This is a genomic window from Patulibacter minatonensis DSM 18081, assembly GCF_000519325.1.
Taxonomy (GTDB): Bacteria; Actinomycetota; Thermoleophilia; order Solirubrobacterales; family Solirubrobacteraceae; genus Patulibacter; species Patulibacter minatonensis.
Genome location: NZ_KI912613.1, coordinates 5,230,228 through 5,247,956, shown reverse-complemented (window position 1 = coordinate 5,247,956; position 17,729 = coordinate 5,230,228). Strand labels below are relative to the sequence as shown.

Annotated in this window: 19 protein-coding genes and 1 riboswitch; of the genes, 10 read left to right on the top strand and 9 right to left on the bottom strand. The window is 74.3% G+C overall.

The window, feature by feature from the left end:
• Positions 1-12 precede the first annotated feature (12 nt).
• Together PATMI_RS33125 and PATMI_RS0124715 are read left to right on the top strand one after the other, a co-directional pair.
• A complete protein-coding gene (locus PATMI_RS33125) occupies positions 13-843 on the top strand; it encodes a rhomboid family intramembrane serine protease (RefSeq protein ID WP_084270229.1) in 831 nt (276 codons plus the stop codon).
• Positions 840-2,081, top strand: a complete 1,242-nt coding sequence (locus PATMI_RS0124715; RefSeq protein WP_026912845.1) for a hypothetical protein — start codon at positions 840-842, stop codon at positions 2,079-2,081. Before PATMI_RS33125 ends, PATMI_RS0124715 begins: the two co-directional genes overlap by 4 nt.
• Here PATMI_RS0124715 and PATMI_RS0124710 read toward each other — a convergent pair.
• Positions 2,074-3,255, bottom strand: a complete 1,182-nt coding sequence (locus tag PATMI_RS0124710) for a glycosyltransferase (RefSeq protein WP_026912844.1) — start codon at positions 3,253-3,255, stop codon at positions 2,074-2,076. The two genes, PATMI_RS0124715 and PATMI_RS0124710, sit on opposite strands and share 8 nt — an antisense overlap.
• Positions 3,252-4,208, bottom strand: coding sequence for an ABC transporter substrate-binding protein (locus tag PATMI_RS0124705; protein ID WP_245604280.1), 957 nt, complete (start codon positions 4,206-4,208; stop codon positions 3,252-3,254). Before PATMI_RS0124705 ends, PATMI_RS0124710 begins: the two co-directional genes overlap by 4 nt.
• An 11-nt stretch (positions 4,209-4,219) precedes the next feature.
• On the opposite strand from PATMI_RS0124705, the gene PATMI_RS0124700 reads away from it, so the two are divergent.
• Positions 4,220-4,501: a 4a-hydroxytetrahydrobiopterin dehydratase gene (locus PATMI_RS0124700; RefSeq protein WP_026912842.1), complete on the top strand. Its 282-nt coding sequence runs from the start codon at positions 4,220-4,222 to the stop codon at positions 4,499-4,501.
• A 393-nt stretch (positions 4,502-4,894) separates the two neighbouring features.
• Here PATMI_RS0124700 and PATMI_RS0124695 read toward each other — a convergent pair whose 3' ends face one another.
• The 4 genes from PATMI_RS0124695 to PATMI_RS0124680 all read right to left on the bottom strand — a co-directional run bounded on the left by PATMI_RS0124695 (position 4,895) and on the right by PATMI_RS0124680 (position 8,723).
• The gene (locus tag PATMI_RS0124695; RefSeq protein WP_026912841.1) at positions 4,895-5,689 is read right to left on the bottom strand and encodes a 3-hydroxyacyl-CoA dehydrogenase family protein; all 795 of its coding nucleotides are present in this window, start codon (positions 5,687-5,689) and stop codon (positions 4,895-4,897) included.
• Positions 5,690-5,913: 224 nt separating this feature from the next.
• Complete coding sequence (locus PATMI_RS0124690) at positions 5,914-7,002, bottom strand: enolase-like domain-containing protein (RefSeq protein ID WP_026912840.1); 1,089 nt, start codon at positions 7,000-7,002, stop codon at positions 5,914-5,916.
• Between the two features lie 36 nt (positions 7,003-7,038).
• A complete protein-coding gene (locus tag PATMI_RS0124685; RefSeq protein WP_026912839.1) occupies positions 7,039-7,320 on the bottom strand; it encodes a hypothetical protein in 282 nt (93 codons plus the stop codon).
• A 53-nt stretch (positions 7,321-7,373) separates the two neighbouring features.
• The gene (locus tag PATMI_RS0124680; RefSeq protein ID WP_026912838.1) at positions 7,374-8,723 is read right to left on the bottom strand and encodes a hypothetical protein; all 1,350 of its coding nucleotides are present in this window, start codon (positions 8,721-8,723) and stop codon (positions 7,374-7,376) included.
• Between the two features lie 181 nt (positions 8,724-8,904).
• Positions 8,905-9,052: riboswitch (cyclic di-AMP (ydaO/yuaA leader) on the top strand.
• A 30-nt stretch (positions 9,053-9,082) separates the two neighbouring features.
• Between PATMI_RS0124680 and PATMI_RS33120 the strand changes: the two genes are divergently transcribed.
• The 3 genes from PATMI_RS33120 (at position 9,083) to pspAA (ending at position 11,060) form a co-directional block, all read left to right on the top strand.
• Complete coding sequence (locus tag PATMI_RS33120) at positions 9,083-9,721, top strand: C40 family peptidase (RefSeq protein WP_157260969.1); 639 nt, start codon at positions 9,083-9,085, stop codon at positions 9,719-9,721.
• 257 nt (positions 9,722-9,978) lie between these two features.
• Complete coding sequence (locus tag PATMI_RS0124670; protein ID WP_026912837.1) at positions 9,979-10,773, top strand: PspA/IM30 family protein; 795 nt, start codon at positions 9,979-9,981, stop codon at positions 10,771-10,773.
• Positions 10,770-11,060 carry a PspA-associated protein PspAA gene (pspAA, locus tag PATMI_RS0124665; RefSeq protein ID WP_026912836.1) on the top strand — a complete coding sequence of 97 codons (291 nt, stop codon included), beginning with the start codon at positions 10,770-10,772 and terminating at the stop codon, positions 11,058-11,060. Before PATMI_RS0124670 ends, pspAA begins: the two co-directional genes overlap by 4 nt.
• 51 nt (positions 11,061-11,111) lie before the next feature.
• Here pspAA and pspAB read toward each other — a convergent pair whose 3' ends face one another.
• Positions 11,112-11,699, bottom strand: a complete 588-nt coding sequence (pspAB, locus tag PATMI_RS0124660) for a PspA-associated protein PspAB (RefSeq protein WP_026912835.1) — start codon at positions 11,697-11,699, stop codon at positions 11,112-11,114.
• A gap of 4 nt (positions 11,700-11,703) precedes the next feature.
• Positions 11,704-12,606: a zinc metalloprotease HtpX gene (gene htpX / locus PATMI_RS0124655; protein ID WP_026912834.1), complete on the bottom strand. Its 903-nt coding sequence runs from the start codon at positions 12,604-12,606 to the stop codon at positions 11,704-11,706.
• Between the two features lie 254 nt (positions 12,607-12,860).
• On the opposite strand from htpX, the gene PATMI_RS38050 reads away from it, so the two are divergent.
• The 4 genes from PATMI_RS38050 (at position 12,861) to lysA (ending at position 16,988) form a co-directional block, all read left to right on the top strand.
• Entirely contained in the window at positions 12,861-14,090 is a 1,230-nt protein-coding gene (locus PATMI_RS38050) for a murein hydrolase activator EnvC family protein (RefSeq protein WP_051472251.1), read from the top strand.
• A gap of 25 nt (positions 14,091-14,115) precedes the next feature.
• Positions 14,116-14,877, top strand: coding sequence for a prolipoprotein diacylglyceryl transferase (locus tag PATMI_RS33110; protein WP_036726392.1), 762 nt, complete (start codon positions 14,116-14,118; stop codon positions 14,875-14,877).
• Positions 14,878-14,974: 97 nt separating this feature from the next.
• Positions 14,975-15,661: a hypothetical protein gene (locus PATMI_RS0124640; protein WP_157260968.1), complete on the top strand. Its 687-nt coding sequence runs from the start codon at positions 14,975-14,977 to the stop codon at positions 15,659-15,661.
• 46 nt (positions 15,662-15,707) lie between these two features.
• Entirely contained in the window at positions 15,708-16,988 is a 1,281-nt protein-coding gene (gene lysA, locus PATMI_RS0124635; RefSeq protein ID WP_026912832.1) for a diaminopimelate decarboxylase, read from the top strand.
• 81 nt (positions 16,989-17,069) lie between these two features.
• Here lysA and PATMI_RS33105 read toward each other — a convergent pair whose 3' ends face one another.
• Positions 17,070-17,705 (bottom strand): HAD-IA family hydrolase, encoded by a 636-nt coding sequence (locus PATMI_RS33105; RefSeq protein WP_036726390.1) that lies wholly within the window; start codon positions 17,703-17,705, stop codon positions 17,070-17,072.
• Positions 17,706-17,729: the final 24 nt, after the last annotated feature.

Here is a 17,729-nt window from a genome sequence, read left to right as displayed (position 1 = left end):
GCTCCGCCGTCGATGGCCACCTGTTACCGCCACCCGGCGCGCGAGACGGGCGTGTCGTGCTCGAACTGCGACCGTCCGATCTGCCCCGACTGCATGACGTCGACCCCGGTCGGCATGCGATGCCCGGAGTGCGCCAAGCAGCGCACGAAGGTCCACACGATCTCCTCCGTCGGCGGCGGGCACCTGCCGCGGGTGACGCAGGCGATCATCGGGATCTGCATCGTCGCGTTCCTCGCCGGCGGCAACTTCGGCCTCGAGGGCACGAACGGCTCGTGGATCGACCGCAACGGCGTGCTGTTCCGCGCCGGCATCGAGCAGCACGACTACTGGCGTCTGGTCACCAGCGGCTTCCTGCACGCCGGGCTCATCCACATCGCGTTCAACATGCTGCTGCTCTGGTTCCTGGGCAGCGAGATCGAGGGCAAGCTCGGCGGTCCGCGGTTCGCCCTCCTCTATCTCGTGGCGCTCCTGGGCGGCTCGCTCGGCGCGATGATCCAGACGACGAACCCCCTGCAGGGCACCGTCGGCGCCTCCGGGGCGGTCTTCGGCCTCGCGGGCTACCTGCTCGTGGAGATGCGCCGACGGGGCGAGAACCCGTTCCAGAGCCAGCTCGGGTTCCTGCTGCTGATCAACCTCGTGCTGTCGTTCCGGCCCGGGGTCAGCTGGGGCGGGCACCTCGGCGGGCTCGTCTTCGGCGCCCTCGCGGCCTTCGTCCTGTACGAGGGCTCGCGGCGCGGTCCCCGGTGGCTCGGGCCCGCGCTGTGCGGTGGGCTCTGCGTCGTCGCGGTGATCGGCTCGATCGTCGTGGCCGGCTCGTCCGAGCAGACCGTGAGGTTCGGATGAGCCGCGGACCCCTGTCGTCCGGCGGTTCCCGCCGTCGCCTCCCAGCCCGCCTGCCGCTGATCGGCGGCGCCGTCCTCGTCGTGGTGCTCGTCGCCGCCGGGGCCCTGCTGCTGCTCGGCGGCGGCAAGGGCTCGCCCGAGGAGCGCCGCGCCGCGGTCTCGGCCGCCGAGCGCCTGACCGCCTCGGTCACGTCCCGGCCGACCCCGTCGTCGCGGCGCCTGTGCGCGGCCCTGGGCGCGCAGACGCAGCAGGACCTCGCGGCCCTCGCCCGCTTCCTCCCGAAGCCGCGGACCGAGTGCCGGAACGTGCCCAACCGCCTGCTGCGCGCCGCGCTCGAGCCGTTGCCCGCCGCGGTCGGGAAGCCGCTGGAGGCGGAGGTCGACGGCGACGTCGCGACCGTGCGCATCGCGGGTGGCCCGGAGGTCACCCGCGCGACCCGCACGGCGGGGGCCTGGCGGGCGGACCCGGGCGTCGGCGGGCTCGGCGAGTGGCGCCTGGAGACCTCCCGCCGGTGCTCCCGCGCGCTGACGACCAGCCGCCTCGCGCCGCTGACCACGGACCCCGCGGGCTACCGGCAGGCCGTCACGGTGCGCCTGCGCGGCGTGACCGAGGTGCTCGACATGCTGCAGGACGACGAGCTGCCGAAGGCGCTCGACGGTCTGGTCGGCGAGCCCCGCAGCGGACTGGTCGAGCTGCGCGACGGCCTCCGCAGCGCGCTGCAGGCGACGGAGACGGGTGACGGCGAGACGCTGGCCCGCAACGCGCCGGACAGCTCCCAGCTCCCGTCGGTCCTCCAGCTGCTCGAGGCGTTCGCGTCCCTGCGCGAGCTCGGCGCGCCGTGCCTGGGCGGTCCGAGCTCCCCGTCCGCGCTGAGCGCGGGCAACGCGGTCTGCGCCGTGTACCGCCAGAAGGTCGACAACGGGTACCGCCGGGTCGGCCGGGGTGTCACGAACGCCGAGGTCGCCGAGGGCTTCCGGGCGCTCGCCGGCGCGTGGCGGCAGATCAGCACCCGGGTCGGGCGCATCGACCTCGGCGACGTGCCGATGCTCGAGCCCGTCCGCGCCGACGCGGTGCGCTCGGGGCAGGCGGTCGCCACCCTGGCCGACAGCCTCGCCGACCAGGTGCAGCGGACGGGGGAGACCAGCGACGGCGCCGCCGCCGACCTCGACCTCGCGCAGCAGAGCTCGCTCGACGCGCTGATGGCCCTCGGCTTCCGGGAGTGCGGCGCGATCAGCTGACCGCGGGGGCCGCCCGGCCGCCCGCCGTCTGCTCGTCGTAGAGCGCCTGCAGGCGCTCCGCGAGCAGGGCCGCGCCGAACCGCCGCGCGGCGTCGTCGGCGGCCAGCGCCCCGAGGGCCTCCCGGCGACCGGGGTCGTCGCGGAGCCCGGCGAGGGTCGACGCGAGGGCCCCGGCGTCCCCGGGCGGGACGAGCACCCCGGTGCGTCCGCCGTCGAGGATCTCCCGCAGGCCCCCGTGGTCGGCGGCCACGACGCAGCAGCCCGCGGCGGCGGCCTCGAGCGCGGCGTTCGGCAGCGGGTCGGGGTGCGTCGACGGGACGGCGACGACGTCGGCGGCGGCGTAGACGAGGCCGACGCGGTCGACGAACCCCGGGAGCAGCAGGCGGTCCCCGACGCCGAGCTCCGCGGCGCGCGTCCGGAGGGCGTCCCCGAGCGTCGGGTCCTCCCGCCACGCGGCGCCCGCGAGCAGGACGAGGGACCGGCGGTCGTCCCGCAGCGCCGGGCGACCGAGGGCCTCGACGAGGAGCTCCTGGCCCTTCCACGCCGACAGCCGCCCCAGGAGCGCCGTGACGAACGCGTCCTCAGGGATCCCGAGGGCGGCCCGGGCCTCGTCCCGGTCGACGGGGTCCGGCGCGAGCGCGAGGCCGTCGTGGAGCACCCGCGCGCGGTCGGCGCGACCGAGGCCCGCGAACTGCGCGCGCACGGCCTCGCTGACGCACGGGAGCACGGACGCCGTGGTCAGCATGCGGCCGTAGGCGGGCCAGAACCGCTCGAACCCGGTGTAGATCTCCCGGACGTGCCACACGTGCGGGATCCCCAGGGCGGCGGCGGCGGGGGCGCCGCCGAGGGTCACCGACGTGTTGCTGTGGAGCACCGCGACGCCGCGGCGCCGGGCGATCCGCCCGAGCCCGACGAGGTCGGAGCCCCATTCGCGCCCCACGCGGACGAGGCCGGCGGGGGAGAACAGCTCGCGGCGCAGCACCGCGAGCGGCCGGACGAGGACCTCCGCGCCGACGTCGCGGAGGTCGTCGACGAGCGGCCCGTCCTCGGCGAGGACGGCCGTGGCCCGCCAGCGGTCGGGATCGAGCCCGCCGGCCATCGCGACCAGCTGGCGGTCCGCGCCGTAGCGGCCGGCCGAGCTGTGCAGGTAGAGGACCCGCCGGGGGGCGCTCACCGGGTGGCCACCGGGACGGTGCTCCGCGGGACGTCGAGGACGGCGCCGGGGGCGTCCGGCACCAGGGCGGGATGCAGCGCGTGCGCGAGGGTCTCGATCCCGGCGACGAGCCGGGGACCGGGTCGCGTGAGCAGCCCGTTCGCGTCGACGGCGACGACCCGACGGGCACCCGTCGCCCACAGGCGTGCGGCGTGCGGCGTGGCCTCGACGAGGGACCGCTCGGCGTCGTAGCCGCAGGGCATGCAGACGACGACGTCGGGACGCAGCATCGCGAGATCCTCCCAGCGCGCCCGGGCGCTGTGCTCCCCGGGCAGACCCAGCAGGTCGACGCCGCCGGCCAGGTCGATCAGCTGCGGCGTCCAGTGCCCGGCGACGTAGACGGGGTCCAGCCACTCGACCGCGACGACGCGTGGGCGCGGGGCGCTCCGCACGGCCACCCGGATGCGGTCCGTGCGGGACCCGATCTCCCGCAGCAGCGCCCGTCCCGCGTCGGGGACGCCGCACAGCCCGGCGACGGTTCGGACGTCGTCCAGGGTCTCCCCGAAGGTGTGCGGGTCGAGGGCGAGGACGTCCGGGGGCCCGGGGAGGTCGGCCGTCAGCGCCACGACGTCCTCGTGGGAGACGGCGCAGACGGCGCAGAGCTCCTGCGTGATCACGAGGTCCGGGCGGAGCTCCCGGAGCAGCTCCGCGTGCAGGCCGTTCGGCGACCGGCCGTCGCGGGCGAGGGCGGAGACCGCCTCGTCGATGCCGCGCGCGTCGAGCTCGCCGCCGAGTCGGCTGAAGGTCACCTGCGGCAGGTCGCGCGCCGCGGCGGGGTGGTCGCACTCGTGGGTGACGCCGACCACGCGGTCGCCCAGTCCGAGCGCGAACAGGAGCTCCGTCGCGTGCGGGACGAGCGAGACGACGCGCCGCGGACCGCGGGTCTGGTGGCGTGCGGGCGGCAGGTGGTCCACTATCCCTGTTTATGGCAGACCTGATCGGTGAGGGACGGCTCGAGACGTGGCTGGGGGCGCACGCATGGACCCGGGAGGACGGTGCGCTCCAGCGCGAGTGGACGCTCGACGACTTCGCCGGGGCCGTCCAGTTCGTGAACGCCGTGGCGGGCCTCGCGGAGTCCCAGGGCCACCACCCGGACATCGCGCTCCACAGCTACAACAAGGTCCGCCTGCGGCTCACCACCCACAGCTCCGGCGGGATCACCGAGAACGATCTCGAGCTGGCGGAACGCGTCGACGAGCTGCAGTGAGTCATCCGTCCAGGGCGTGCGGGGCCGTCCAGACCGTGTCCGTCGTGAGATGGGCCGTTTCGGCCATCGGAGTGGTCGGAACCTAAGGACATCGGTGGATTGCCGCCAAACGGCGCTCCCGGGGAGTGGCGACCGCGGCGAATCCGTCACTATGTCCCTGTCCGAGCCGATCCTGGTGCGGCTGGACGGGACAACATGGTGCAGTGCCCGGGACGGCGCTGTACCAACATAGGAAGGGCGATTCGTCGCCCGACCACCACACACACGCACGGATGACCCCGAGGAGCTCGCTCCTCGGGGTCATTTGTTCGTCCGGGGCCCGGAACGAGCGAGGGCCCGCGGTGCGGGCCCTCGGCTGCTGCGACCGGCCGGGCCGGCTGGACGGGTGGTCCCTCAGCGGGACCAGTCGAGGAAGCCCTCGCCGGACTTCCGGCCGAGCTTGCCCTCGGCGACGAGCGCCTCGAGCGCCGGCGGGACGTCCGCGCCGATGACCTCGCCGATGGCCTTCGAGACGTCGAGCCCGACGAAGTCGAGCAGCGCGAACGGCCCCATCGGCTGGCCGGCGCCGAGCTGCATGCAGGCGTCGATGTCCTTGGCGGAGAGGCCGCTCTCCTCCTTGAGCTCCACGGCGGAGAACAGGAACGGGAACAGGAGCTTGTTGACGACGAAGCCCGGCATGTCGGGCATCTCGACGGCCGTCTTCTCCCAGGCCGTCGCGAGGGCGCGCGAGCGCTCCTTCGTGTCCTCGCTGGCCGCCGCCGGGAAGATCAGCTCGATGAGCTCCATCTTCGTGACGGGGTTGAAGACGTGCAGGCCGACGAAGCGCTCGTGGATGCCGGAGGCCTCCGCGAGCTTCTCGATCGAGAGCGACGACGTCGTCGTGGCGAGGATCGCGCCCTCGTGGATGATCGACTCGAGCTTGTCGAAGACCTCGCTCTTGGTGGAGTGGTCCTCGGAGACGGCCTCGATCAGGTAGGTCCCCTTCGCGAGGTCCTCGATGTTCGTGGTGACCGTGACGCCGGAGACGTCGATCTCGAGCTTCGCGGCCTGCTTGTCGATGGCCTTCTGCGCGCGGGCGGCGCTCTCGGGCGAGCGCGCCCAGAGCAGCACGGGCGAGGTCTTGGCGGCGGTGACCGCGATGCCGGTGGCGATGGTGCCGGATCCGGCGACGGCGACTGTCTCAGACATGGGGTTCCAGGTTCGCTGAACGAAGACGGGGAAGCGCGGCATCCTACTGACCGTCGGATTCCGGGGGCCCGACGTCCGCGCCACCCTTGTGGCGCCGGACAGCGGGCCCGTGCCGGACGGTGGATCCGCCCGCTCCGGTGCGCGATGCGACCCGTCTGCTGCCCGGCGCCGCCGCGCCGGATGCGGCGACCGCGACCCGCCCGCCGCCGCCCCGGTGGGCTCGGTCAGCCGTCCTGCGCGAGCCGGAAGCCGCTGGGGGTCACGTCGAGCGTCAGCGGGGAGGCGGGGAGCTCCTCGGGGAGGTCCACGTCGTTGAACGGCATCGGCGCCAGGTCGTTCGGGCCGTCGGGGTGGTAGGTCGCGGCCAGCAGCTGCGCCTGGCCCCGCCCGGGACCGAGCTCGGTCTGCCCCCCGGAGTACGTGCCGATCCCCCGCTCCTCGCACGCGGCGTAGAAGGCGGACAGCTCGCGCAGCGACCCGATCCGCGACGGCTTGAGGTTCACGGCGGCAGGGGTGAACGGCAGCGCGTCGAGGTCCGCCACGTCGTGCAGCGGGACGTCCCACGTCATGCGGTCGGCGTGCGGCTCCAGCACGGGACGCGTGGCGTCGTCGACGAACGGGTCCTCGAACCACGAGTCCGGCAGGCCGTCGACGATCAGGGCGTAGAGGTCGGCGTCGATCGGGGCGTCCACCGGCGTCCCGCGGTACAGGCCCTTCAGGTCGACGGTGGTCGCGGCCCCGGTGTCCGCCAGCGCCGCGATCGACGCGGCGTCCCACTCGCGGCCCAGGTCGAGCTTCATGCCGAGGCCCGGGGAGCGCCGGCGGAGGTCGTCGATCGTCCCGGCGTCCGGCGGGTCGCCGACGCCGCGGGACGACACGAAGGTCAGCGGTCCGACGGGACGCCCGACGGCGGTGCTCCAGTCCGTCCCGGCCTGGCGCAGCGCGAGGTCCAGCGCCGCGGACTCGAACGCCCAGCGGCGGTACCGCTCGTCGACGTCGTGCTCGGGCGTGGTCGGGAAGAGCGTGATGCCGTCGAAGACGGCGCTGAACGACGCGATCGTCCACGACCCGCGGACGTCGGGGAGCCCGTCCCACTCGAGCAGCGCCGAGTGCGAGAACGGGTCGTAGGTGACGTCCTCGCCCACGCCCTCGTGGCCGCCACCCCGCAGGTGGACGACGGTGGTCAGGCGGACGCCCATCTTCGTGGGGCGCTCGAGGGTCTCCAGCTCGAGCTCGTCGACCTGCAGCGCGAGGCCGGAGACGGCCTCCCACAGCGTCGGGCCGGGAGCGGGGGGCGGGACGGGAGCGGGCATGGCGGCCGGGAGGGGGCGGGCGGCGCGGCGGCCGGCTCAGCCCTTGGGGAGGGCCGTCGACGGCAGGCCGGGCATGCCGGGCTGGGCGAGCCCGCCGCGGACCTCGCCGCTCGTCCCCAGCGCGGTCAGACGACGGACCTCGGACTCCCCGAAGGTGCGGGCCGGGTGCCCGGCCGGCAGGCCGCTGATCAGCCGCGCGACGCGGTTGCGGATCTGCTGGGCGAAGTGCGGCGTCGCGGCGCCGGTGAGCTCGCGGATGTCGTCGATCGTGACGGCGGCGCCGGGATCGCGCTGGTCGGGACGCTGGGCTTCGCTCATGCCCCTGTTGTACCGCTCCGGCCTCGCGCGCGCGGCCGGAGCGGGTCCGCCGCCTACGGCGCCTTCGGCGTCGGGGCGCCGGAGGAGGTCGTCGTCCCCGGGCGGGCGGGGGACGCGGACGGCGTGGGTGCCGTCGTCGTCGGCTTGGCCGTGGTCGGCGTCGGGGCCTTCTTCGCGCCCGTCGGGAGGCCGTCGGGGCTGCCCTTCGCGGAGTCGCTGACCGGTGCGACCTCGAGCAGGGTGTCGATCTGCGCCTGCACCTTCGCGCTGATCTGCGTGAAGTCGCCGGTCAGCCAGGCGCGGTTGTACCGGGCCACGCCGGTGGCGTCGAGGCTGGGGTCGTCGGGGTAGTACCCCTGCCGCACGTCGCGGAGGTACTCGCGCACGGGGACGGTCAGGTCGCCCTGGTCGCCGTCGACGAGGAGCAGCGGCCCGTGGAGCCCGGAGGCGGCGAGCGGTGCGAGCGCGATCGCGCCCAGCGTGTCGTCCTGCCGGGCGATCAGGAACCCGTGCCCCGGCTGGTTGACGTTCCAGCCGAAGGCGCCGTCCTTGTAGCGGGCGAAGCCGACGGCGTTCTCCGCCGGCGTCACCCCGCCGAGACGCTCGACCGTGCCGTACTTGCGCAGGAGCTTCGTGACGGACGGGCGGATCACCTTGCTCGGCCCGAGGACGTAGAGCGTGGCCTTCGGGTGCGCGGCGAGCTGCTTCGCGGTCGCCGCCGGGATCCCCCTGCTCGTCACGAAGGCGACCGGGTCCCCGGACTTCGCCAGCCACGCGGCGGCGGGGATCGCGAACTCCGGGTCGTCGGCGCTGACGACCAGCACGCGGTCGCTGGTGCGGCCGCGCGCCTGCGTCGTCCGACGGTCGATCGCGCGGGCGAGCTCGAACGGGTTCGCGCCCTCGATCGACGCGGTCCGCAGGCCGGCGGGCCGCGCGGTCTTGCCGACGAGGACGGCCTGGGCCCCGCCGAACGGGTCGCTCCCCGACGGCTTGAGCGCCGCGATCGCCTTGTCCGTGACGTCCGGGAGCTTCGTCCCGTCGGTGTAGAGGAGCGGTGCCGTGGTCGGGGCCGCGGTCAGCGCGGTCGCCGCGAGCGCCGCGCGCCAGTCGTTCCGGTCGACGAGCGTCACGGCCTTCGCGCGGCTGAAGTCCGAGCCGTTCGGGTACGCGGCCCGGGCGTCGGCGGCCGCGGCGACGAGCGGATCCTTCGTGGCGGTGCGGGTCGTGTTCCGCGTCGCCGCGGTCGGGTAGCCCAGCGCGGCCGCGTCGTCGGCGTCGCCCTTCGGGGGCGTGAAGGGGGAGGTGTCGTCGTCGCTGCCGCAACCGGTGAGCAGGGTCGCCGTCACGACGGCCGTGAGGACGGCCGTGGCGGCGCGGCGGGTGCGGGAGGAGACCGGTCGCATCGGGCGCACGGTATCCGTCCTGCCGGGGTCCGTGCGCGACCGCACACGGACCCCGGCCCCGCACGGCTGCATGGACGGATCTCCGACCACCACGGGCGTCGCCGTGCCCCACCGTGACGGATGACCTGCTCGGTGCACCACGGGTTGCACGGTTGGGCGACGTCTTGCGCGGTCCCTGCTACTCTGCCCGGAGCCGAATCACCGGAGTCGAATCCGGTGGGCGGGGGAACCACGTGTTCTTGGGGCTAATCGGCCGGTCATCCGGTCGGGGCGCTGCTCTTTCTGCGCCAGCCCGTCAGCTAACCCCGTAGGCCGACGAAAGAGAGCACGCAGTGCGTTTGACTTCACGGGCCATAGCGTTGACGGCTGTCCTCGCCACCGGATTCACCGGGGCCGCAGCGACCGCTTCAGCACAGAGCACGACCCCGGCGCCCGCCACCGGCGGCGTGGCGCCGACGGCCCCGGCCGCGCCCACCGCGCCGGCGACCCCCGCGGCACCCGGTGCCGTCGCCGTCCCCGCCGGGATGCGCACCACCAACGGCATCAAGGCCAAGCGGTACAAGGGCAAGACCGTCGACGGTCGCGCCGCCTACTTCGCCCGCGTCCCGCTCAAGGCCCCGGCCCCGGTCCAGAACGCGGTCATCGCCGCGAACAAGATCGTCGGCAAGCCGTACCGCCTCGGCGGCGGCCACGCCCGGGTCGAGGACTCGGCCTACGACTGCTCCGGCACGGTCTCCTACGCGCTGATCGCCGCGGGCACGCTCGAGACGCCGCTCTCGTCCTACGAGTTCGACGACTCCTGGGACGACGGCCTGCCGGGCGAGGGCCAGTGGATCTCGGTCTTCGGCAACTCGGGCCACGCGTTCGCGATCATCGCCGGCCTGCGCCTGGACACCTCGGCGGCCAAGGACCCGAGCGGTCTGCCCGGCCCGCAGTGGCGCCCGGACAACCGCACCGACGAGAAGAAGTACGTCGTCACCCACCCCAACGGTCTCTGAGCGCCCGGTCCGCCCGTCGGACCGCGCCGCCGACCGGGCCCACGGGCCCACCCCGCTCCGAGAGGCGCCGCGACCGCGGCGCCTCTCGGCGTTCCGGGGTGCACGTCGCGGAGGCGTTGCGGGGAGGACGCCCCGCGTCCGCCCCCGGGCGAGTCCTGCCGCGCCACACCCGGCGCGGCGACGACTTCACGGACCGTTGATCCAGGACCGATAGGCTGACCGGCGATCGTCCCCAAGAACGCCACGAGGAGCACCACATGGGTCTCGGCGCCCGCATGTCCACCACCATCAAAGCGAAGCTGTCCCGGGTTCTGGACAAGGCCGAGGACCCCGGCGAGACGCTGGACTACAGCTACCAGAAGCAGCTGGAGAACCTCCAGAACGTCAAGAAGGGCATCGCCGACGTCGTCACGGCGAAGAAGCGCCTCCAGCTGCAGACCGACAAGCAGCAGCAGTCGATGGTCAAGCTCGACACCCAGGCGCGTCAGGCGCTGGCCGCCGGCAACGAGGAGCTCGCCCGCGTCGCCCTGGAGCGCAAGACGCTGATCCAGACCGAGCTGCAGGGCCTCAGCGGCCAGATCCAGGACCTCGAGAACCAGCAGCAGCAGCTGATCGCGTCGGAGCAGAAGCTCCGCACGAAGGTCGAGCAGTTCCGGACCAAGAAGGAGGTCATCAAGGCGCAGTACAACGCCGCGGAGGCCCAGGTCCGGATCTCCGAGGCCGCCAGCGGCGTCGGCGAGTCCATGGCCGAGGTCGGCATGGCGATGCAGCGCGCCGTGGACAAGACGGAGAACATGAAGGCCCGCGCCGACGCGGTCGCGGAGCTCGAGGAGGCCGGCACGTTCGGCGACGTCATGGAGCTCGGCGACGGCAAGGACGACATCGACCGCCAGCTCGAGCAGCTCTCCGCCGGCTCGCAGGTCGACTCCGAGCTCGAGCGCATGAAGGCCGAGCTCGGCCAGGGCAGCGCGCCGGCCGGGGCCCTCGGCGCCGGCGAGACCGCATCCACCGAGCCGACGGCGACGCCCGAGAAGCAGGAGAAGGAGGCGTGATCGTCCGGATCTTCATGGACCAGCAGTACCGCCTGGCGGACGACACGCACGCCGCGCTCAACGACATCGACGACGCGGTCGTGGCGGCCGTCGAGGCCGGCGACGAGGGCGGCTACGCGCGTGAGTTCGCGAAGCTCCTGGCGTTCGTCCGCGAGAAGGGCACCCCACTGGCCGACGACGAGCTCATCGGCAGCGACGTGCTGATCCCCGCCGACGACTTCACGTTCGAGGAGGCCGGCAAGGAGTTCACGGGCGAGGGCCTCGTCCCGGACCCCGCCGAGGCGTAGACCGCGGTGCGGGCCCCGCCCCGAGCTTCTCGGGGCGGGTCGCCCTCGGGGTCAGACCCCGATCGGCGCGCCCCAGAGGGGGTACCAGCGATCCATCTCGGGCTCCAGGCCCATCATCGGCTCGAGGATCGCGCGGAGCTGCATCTCGCGCTCGCGGCCGCGCTCCTTCGTCTGGCCGGGCACCGGAACGAACGGGTACCACGTGCCCCGCTTGGCGAGGTACACGAGGTGCACGGGGCTCTTCGTGCGCTCGTCGCGGAACGCGAACACGGCGCAGAGCACGCGGTCGGCGTAGCCACTGGCCTGCAGCGACTCCATCACCGCGTTGATGCCGATGACCTGGTCGTCGACGTCGGGGTCCTGGAGCACCATCCAGCGGTAGCCGTAGTCGTCGTCGCGGCGCACGACGGTGGTGCCGGTGTCCTCGCCCGAGCTGCGGAGGATCGCCTCGGCGTCGTCGGCGATCTCGTTGAAGTCGCCCGTCGCCAGCGGCTGGAAGACGATCGCGGCCTCGCCCGTGGTGACGATCTGGTGCGCGGTCTCCAGGTCGATCGAGGCGGTCGTCAGCGCGAACAGGCGGTCCGGGCGGACCTGCTTGACCGTCTTCGTCCGGCCGAACAGGGTGTCGAGGAAGCCCACGGGATCAGGCCGTCCGGCCGAGCTGGAGCTCGGTCTCGATCTTCTGCAGCGCCGCGATCCGCTTCTCCATCGACGGGTGCGTGGAGAACAGCCCGCTGATGGCGCTCTTGGCGCGCGGCGGCAGGATGTAGAAGGCCTGGACCGCACCGACCTCGCGGAGGTCCTGCTGCGGGGTCCGCTCGATCCCGTCGCTGATCCGGACGAGGGCGGCGGCCAGCGCGCTGGGGCGGCCCGTCACGACGGCTGCGCCGCGGTCGGCCGCGTACTCGCGGTAGCGCGACAGCGCGCGCAGGAGGAAGAAGCTGACCGCGTAGACGAGTGCCGAGACCGCGATCACCGCGAGCAGGCCGGGGCCGTCGTCGTCGTCCGAGTCGCCGCCGCCGAACCAGATGGCGTTCTGGACGATCATCGCGGCGAGCGACGCGAAGAAGCTCGCGAGCGTCATGACCGCGACGTCCTTGTGCGCGATGTGGGCCAGCTCGTGGGCGAGGACGCCTTCGAGCTCGGCCGGCGGCAGGAGCTCGAGCAGGCCGGTCGTCACGGCGACCGTGGCGCTCTTCCGCGACCGGCCGATCGCGAACGCGTTGGGCATCCGGTCGTCGGCGATCGCGACCTTCGGCTTCGGGAGGTCCGCCTGCAGGCACAGGCGGTCGACGAGGGCGTGGAGCTCAGGCGCCTGCTCCGGCGTGACCTCGTGGGCGTGCATCGAGCGCAGCGCGAGCTTGTCCGCCGTGAAGTACTGGAACAGCAGGAAGACGAGGCAGATGATGATCACGGGCCCCGCGTTGCCGAGGGCGGCGAACAGCACGCCCATGAACACGACGTAGAGCAGGCCCAGTGCGAAGAGGGTTCCGACCATCCGGGCCTGGAGGCCGGGGTCCTTTCCGAACGATGCACCGCGAGGCATGGGGGCATCGTCCCACACCGCCGACCCCGCGGAGCCCCTGGAACGCCGTCGGAGCGCAAGATTTACTCGTCGCTCAGCGCCCCTTTCGCGCCGACGGCGGCCAGCGGCATTGCGCCAGGCCGGTTTTTGGGCGCCACGCGGCGCCGAGCGCCCGGACGCCACCCGCGATGGGGCCCCCGCCCCGGACGGCAAGGTGCGCAAAGGCGGTTGCACCGCTCGCCCGACCCGGAGGTCCGCCGTACCTTCGGACGTCTGTGCCCCGGTCCGCGCCCCATCGTCCTTCACGCGTCCGTCCGTCCGCGGGCGTCGCCCTGCTCGTGACCGCGGGCCTGGCGACGGCCGGGATCGCCGGGGGCGGTCCGTCGGACGCCGACGCCGCCTCCCAGCAGAGCCTCGACCGGCTCCGCAGCAAGATCGGGGCGACCCGGGGCAAGGTCGAGTCCAAGAAGCGCCGCGAGCGGGTCCTCACCGCGGACGTGCAGAAGTACAGCGCCCAGATCGGCGGGCTGCAGTCGAAGATCGACGTGCTGCAGGCCCGGCAGGACACCGTCCAGGCCGATCTCGACCGCAGCCAGGCCGAGTTGACGCGGACGCAGGCCGACCTGCGCTCCGAGCGCGCACGGCTCGTGCGTCTGCGAGCGCGCCTGAAGGAGTCGCGCGAGGTCCTCGCCGCGCGCCTGGTCGAGCTGTACCAGGCGGACAAGCCCGACCTCGTCTCCGTCGTCGTCTCCGCGCGCGGGTTCTCCGACCTCGTCGAGCGCGGCGAGTTCCTCGCCCGGATCGGCGCGCAGGACAAGCGCGTGATGGAGGCGGTCAAGGCCGCGAAGGCGGACGCCGTCGGCACCGAGGCGAAGCTCGCGAAGCTCGAGAAGGGGCAGCGCGTCGTCAACGACCGCATCGAGTCCCGCCGCGACGAGGTCGTGCAGGTCAAGGGCCGCCTCGTGAGCGCCCGCAGCACCTACGACGAGGCGCGCTCGGCCCGCAAGACGCTGCTCAAGCGCGTCCGCGGCGACCGGCACCACCTCCAGGAGGACCTCGCGGGCATGGAGAAGGAGGAGAGCAAGATCCAGGCGAAGCTCTCCGGCATGCCGAGCGGCGGGGGCGGGGTCAAGAAGGGCAGCGGCGCCCTGGACTACCCGGCCAACGGCCAGTTCACGTCGCCGTTCGGGTACCGCTGGGGCCGCCTGCACGGCGGCATCGACATCGCGGTCCCCGTCGGCACGCCGGTCCACGCCGCGGCGTCCGGCACCGTGCGCATCGCCGGCTGGGTCGGCGGCTACGGCAACTACGTCTGCATCGACCACGGCGGCTCGCTGTCCACCTGCTATGGCCACAACTCGCGGCTCGGCGTCAGCGTCGGCCAGAAGGTCTCCAAGGGCCAGGTCATCGCCGCGTCCGGGAACACCGGCAACAGCACCGGGCCCCACATCCACTTCGAGACGCGCGTGAACGGGGTCCAGAAGGACCCGATGGGCTACCTGTAGGCCCTGACCGTCTAGCCTCCCGGGCGTGCAGCCCGAGATCGACCTCCTGGGTCTCCCCATCAAGACCTTCGGGCTCTGCTTCGCGCTCGCCTTCCTGGCGGCCGGAGCGGTGCTCGCGCGGCGCTTCCGCGAGGTCGGGTGGCCCGGGGACCAGGCCACGGAGGCCCTGCTCGCCGCGCTGCTCGGCGGCCTCGTCGGCGCCCGCGGGTACTGGTTGATCGACAACTGGTCCGAGGCCAAGGGCGACGTCTTCGGCTCGATCTTCGGCGGCTCGGGGCTCACCTGGTACGGCGGTGCGGCCGGCGGCGCGCTCGCCGTGCTCGCCTGGGCGAAGTGGCGCGGCCACTTCAACGCGAAGCTCCTCGACGCCGCGGCACCGTCCTTGGCCCTGGGGTACGCCCTCGGCCGCGTGGGCTGCCAGGTCTCGGGCGACGGAGACTACGGCCGCGTGTCCGACGCCCCGTGGGCGATGGGGTACCCGAAGGGCGCCGTGAAGACCGACCCCGGCGTCGAGGTCCTACCGACGCCCATCTTCGAGACGGTGGTGATGGGGGTCGCCGCCCTGCTCCTGTGGCAGCTCCGCGACCGCCTCCCCGCCGGTGCGCTGTTCGGCCTCTACCTCGTGCTCGCCGGCGTCGAGCGGTTCGTCGTCGAGTTCTGGCGGCGCAACCCGGAGGTCGACCTCGGGCTCACCACCGCCCAGGTGACGAGCATCGCGATGATGGTCGTCGGCGGTGCGCTGCTCGCGTGGCGGCTCCGCGCCGCCCGGACCCGGGCCGCCGCCTGATCGGACGTTCGTCCAGTCCGGCCCCGTGGGGGTCGCGCTGGACGCTCCTCCTGCCGATGCGACGTACGTGGCCCGCCTGCGCCTGATCGGATCAGTCATGCCCGGGGTCAGCCTCGGAGCGCTCCCCGTCGTGGCCGCGGTCGTCCTCGCCGCCGGTGCGGCGGGCGTCCTCGGCGGCACGGGCGTCGTCAGCGTCCCGTCGCCCGACACCGACGCCCCGCTGGTCGTCGGCGGCGACTCCGCGGAGGCACCGACCCGCCTCGTCGCCGCGGCGGACCGCGACGCCGCCGTCGCGCTGCCCGCGCCGGTGCGCCGCACCGCGCGCCGCGACGCGACGAGCACGGCATCCGAGCGCACCACGCGGCCGCCCACCGCCCGCGCCGCGACGCCGACCGCGACCCCCGCCCCGCTGCGGTCGACGGCGACCGCAACGCCGACGAAGCGCACCCCGTCGACGCCCCGCCCGTCGGCCCCGACCAGGACGGCGCCGAGCCCGCCCCGCACGCCGGCACCGGACCCGGTCGCCGCGCTCGGCAAGAGCCTCGACGACACGACCCACGGCCTCGCCGACGTCACGGGGTCGCTGACCGACGGGCTCTCGAACGCCGTCGGCGGGCCCGAGTCGCTGGTCGGCGGTCTCGTCGCCGGCCTCGGCCAGGCGCTGGGCGACACGCTCCGCGGCCTCGGGAACGGGCTCGCCGGTGTCCTCGGCTCCACGCAGGCGCCGACGACGACCACCGCACCGACGACGCCCACGGTCCCCGCGCCCGCCGTCACCCCGTAGCCTCGCGCCCCGCCGGTCGGGGTGGCACTGGCATCATCCGGCGGCGATGTCCGCCGACCAGCTCGCCGTCTATCCCCGGGGCAGCGCCCTGAACGACCGCGGGCACCTGGTGCTCGGCGGCTGCGACGCCGTCGACCTCGCCCGCGAGCACGGCACGCCGGCCTACGTCGTCGTCGAGCCGGACCTCCGCGAGCAGGCCCGGGCCTACCAGCGGGCGTTCGAGGCCCACGCGCCCGGTGCGCACGTCTCGTTCGCGTCCAAGGCGTGCCCGTGCACCGCGGTGCTGCGCGTCCTCGAGTCCGAGGGCCTCGGCTGCGACGTCGCGTCCGGCGGCGAGCTGGCGCTCGCGCTGAACGCGGGCTTCTCGCCGGACCGCATCCACCTCCACGGCAACGCGAAGTCCGACGGCGAGCTGGAGGCCGCGATCGGCCACGGGCTGCGGCAGGTCGTGATCGACAACGGCGACGACCTCGAGCGGCTCGAGCGGATCGCGGGCGAGCACGGCCTGGTCCAGGGCGTGAGCATCCGCGTCACGCCCGATGTCCGCGGCGACACGCACGACGGGATCTCGACCGGCCAGGCCGACTCGAAGTTCGGGCTCGGCCTCGACGAGACCCGCGCGGCCATCGACCGGATCCGGGCGTCGTCGTCGCTGCGGCTCGACGGCCTGCACTTCCACATCGGCTCGCAGCTCTTCGACCTCGACGTCTTCCGGCGCGCGGTCGCCGCGATCGCCCCGCTGGCCGACGGCGTGGGGGAGGTCAACCTCGGCGGCGGTCTCGGCGTCGCCTACACCGCCGACCAGGTGGCCGGGCTCCCGAGCGTCGACGAGTACGCCCGCGTGAAGGTCGCCGCGGTGCGCGACCTGATCGGTGACCGCGTCCGGATCTCCGACGAGCCCGGGCGGTCGCTCGTCGGACGCAGCGGCGTCACGCTCTACACCGTCCAGACCGTCAAGCGGAACGTCTCGACCTGGGTCGCCGTCGACGGCGGGATGGCCGACAACCTGCGCCCGATGCTCTACGGCGCCGGCTACGAGGCGCAGATCGCCGACCGGTTCGTCGTCGGGGGCACCCCGGGCGCGACCGCCTGCCGCGTGGTCGGCAAGCACTGCGAGAGCAGCGACGTGCTCGTGGCGGACGCGCAGCTCGACGCGCCGGCCCCGGGCGACGTCCTGGTGACGCCCGTGACCGGGGCCTACGGGTACGCGATGGCGAACACCTACAACGGCGTGCCCCGCCCGCCGGTCGTCTTCGTCGGCGAGGGGCGGTCGCGCGTGGTCGTCCGTCGCGAGCGCGTCGACGAGCTCTGGTCGCGCGACGTCTGACGCCGCGCGGTCGGCCGGTCGGCGTCCGCCGTGGGGCGACCGTGCCGTCCGGCCGTCGGCGCGCCCGGCGGCCGGAGCCGGTCAGCCTCCGAGACCGGCTCCGCGCAGGAACGCCGCGACGTCGTCGACGACCTCGTGGGCGTCCCGCAGCGCGCCCTCCTCGTGCGCCGAGCGGACCGCCACGACGCGCATCCCCGCGGCGCGCCCGGCGGCGATCCCGGCCGGCGCGTCCTCGAGCACGACGCAGTCCCCGGGCGCGACCCCGAGCTCCGCGGCGGCGAGCAGGTAGGGGTCGGGGTCCGGCTTCACCCGCGCCGTGCGCTCGGACGTGACCATCGACGCCGGCTCCGGCAGGCCGGCCGCGCGCAGGCGGGCGGTCGCCAGCGGCCCGGTGCAGGAGGTCACGACCGCGACGCGCGGCCACGCCGGATCCAGCGTCGACGTCGCGGCGGCCGACAGCAGGGTCGTGGCTCCGGGGAGCGGCCGCACGCCGTCCAGGTCCGCGATCTCGCGCCGCTCGAGCTCGCCGGCCTCCACGTCCGCGTCGAGGTGCGGGGCCAGCATCGCGACGACCTCGCGGGCGGGGATCCCGTGCGGGTGCTCCTCCGCCGGCACGACCCGCAGCCCCCGGTCGCGCATCCAGCCCTGCCACACGCGGAGGACCGCGGGCGTCGAGTCCACGAGGGTGCCGTCGAGGTCGGAGAGGATCGCCCGCATCGCACCCCAGCGTCGCACGGCCCG

Coding starts and splice junctions, on each gene's coding strand:
- PATMI_RS33125 (WP_084270229.1), top strand. CDS start 13: ATGGCCACCTGTTACCGCCACCCGGCGCGCGAGACGGGCGTGTCGTGC.
- PATMI_RS0124715 (WP_026912845.1), top strand. CDS start 840: ATGAGCCGCGGACCCCTGTCGTCCGGCGGTTCCCGCCGTCGCCTCCCA.
- PATMI_RS0124700 (WP_026912842.1), top strand. CDS start 4,220: ATGGCAGACCTGATCGGTGAGGGACGGCTCGAGACGTGGCTGGGGGCG.
- PATMI_RS0124695 (WP_026912841.1), bottom strand. CDS start 5,689: ATGTCTGAGACAGTCGCCGTCGCCGGATCCGGCACCATCGCCACCGGC.
- PATMI_RS0124690 (WP_026912840.1), bottom strand. CDS start 7,002: ATGCCCGCTCCCGTCCCGCCCCCCGCTCCCGGCCCGACGCTGTGGGAG.
- PATMI_RS0124685 (WP_026912839.1), bottom strand. CDS start 7,320: ATGAGCGAAGCCCAGCGTCCCGACCAGCGCGATCCCGGCGCCGCCGTC.
- PATMI_RS0124680 (WP_026912838.1), bottom strand. CDS start 8,723: ATGCGACCGGTCTCCTCCCGCACCCGCCGCGCCGCCACGGCCGTCCTC.
- PATMI_RS0124670 (WP_026912837.1), top strand. CDS start 9,979: ATGGGTCTCGGCGCCCGCATGTCCACCACCATCAAAGCGAAGCTGTCC.
- htpX (WP_026912834.1), bottom strand. CDS start 12,606: ATGCCTCGCGGTGCATCGTTCGGAAAGGACCCCGGCCTCCAGGCCCGG.
- PATMI_RS0124640 (WP_157260968.1), top strand. CDS start 14,975: ATGCCCGGGGTCAGCCTCGGAGCGCTCCCCGTCGTGGCCGCGGTCGTC.
- lysA (WP_026912832.1), top strand. CDS start 15,708: ATGTCCGCCGACCAGCTCGCCGTCTATCCCCGGGGCAGCGCCCTGAAC.
- PATMI_RS33105 (WP_036726390.1), bottom strand. CDS start 17,705: ATGCGGGCGATCCTCTCCGACCTCGACGGCACCCTCGTGGACTCGACG.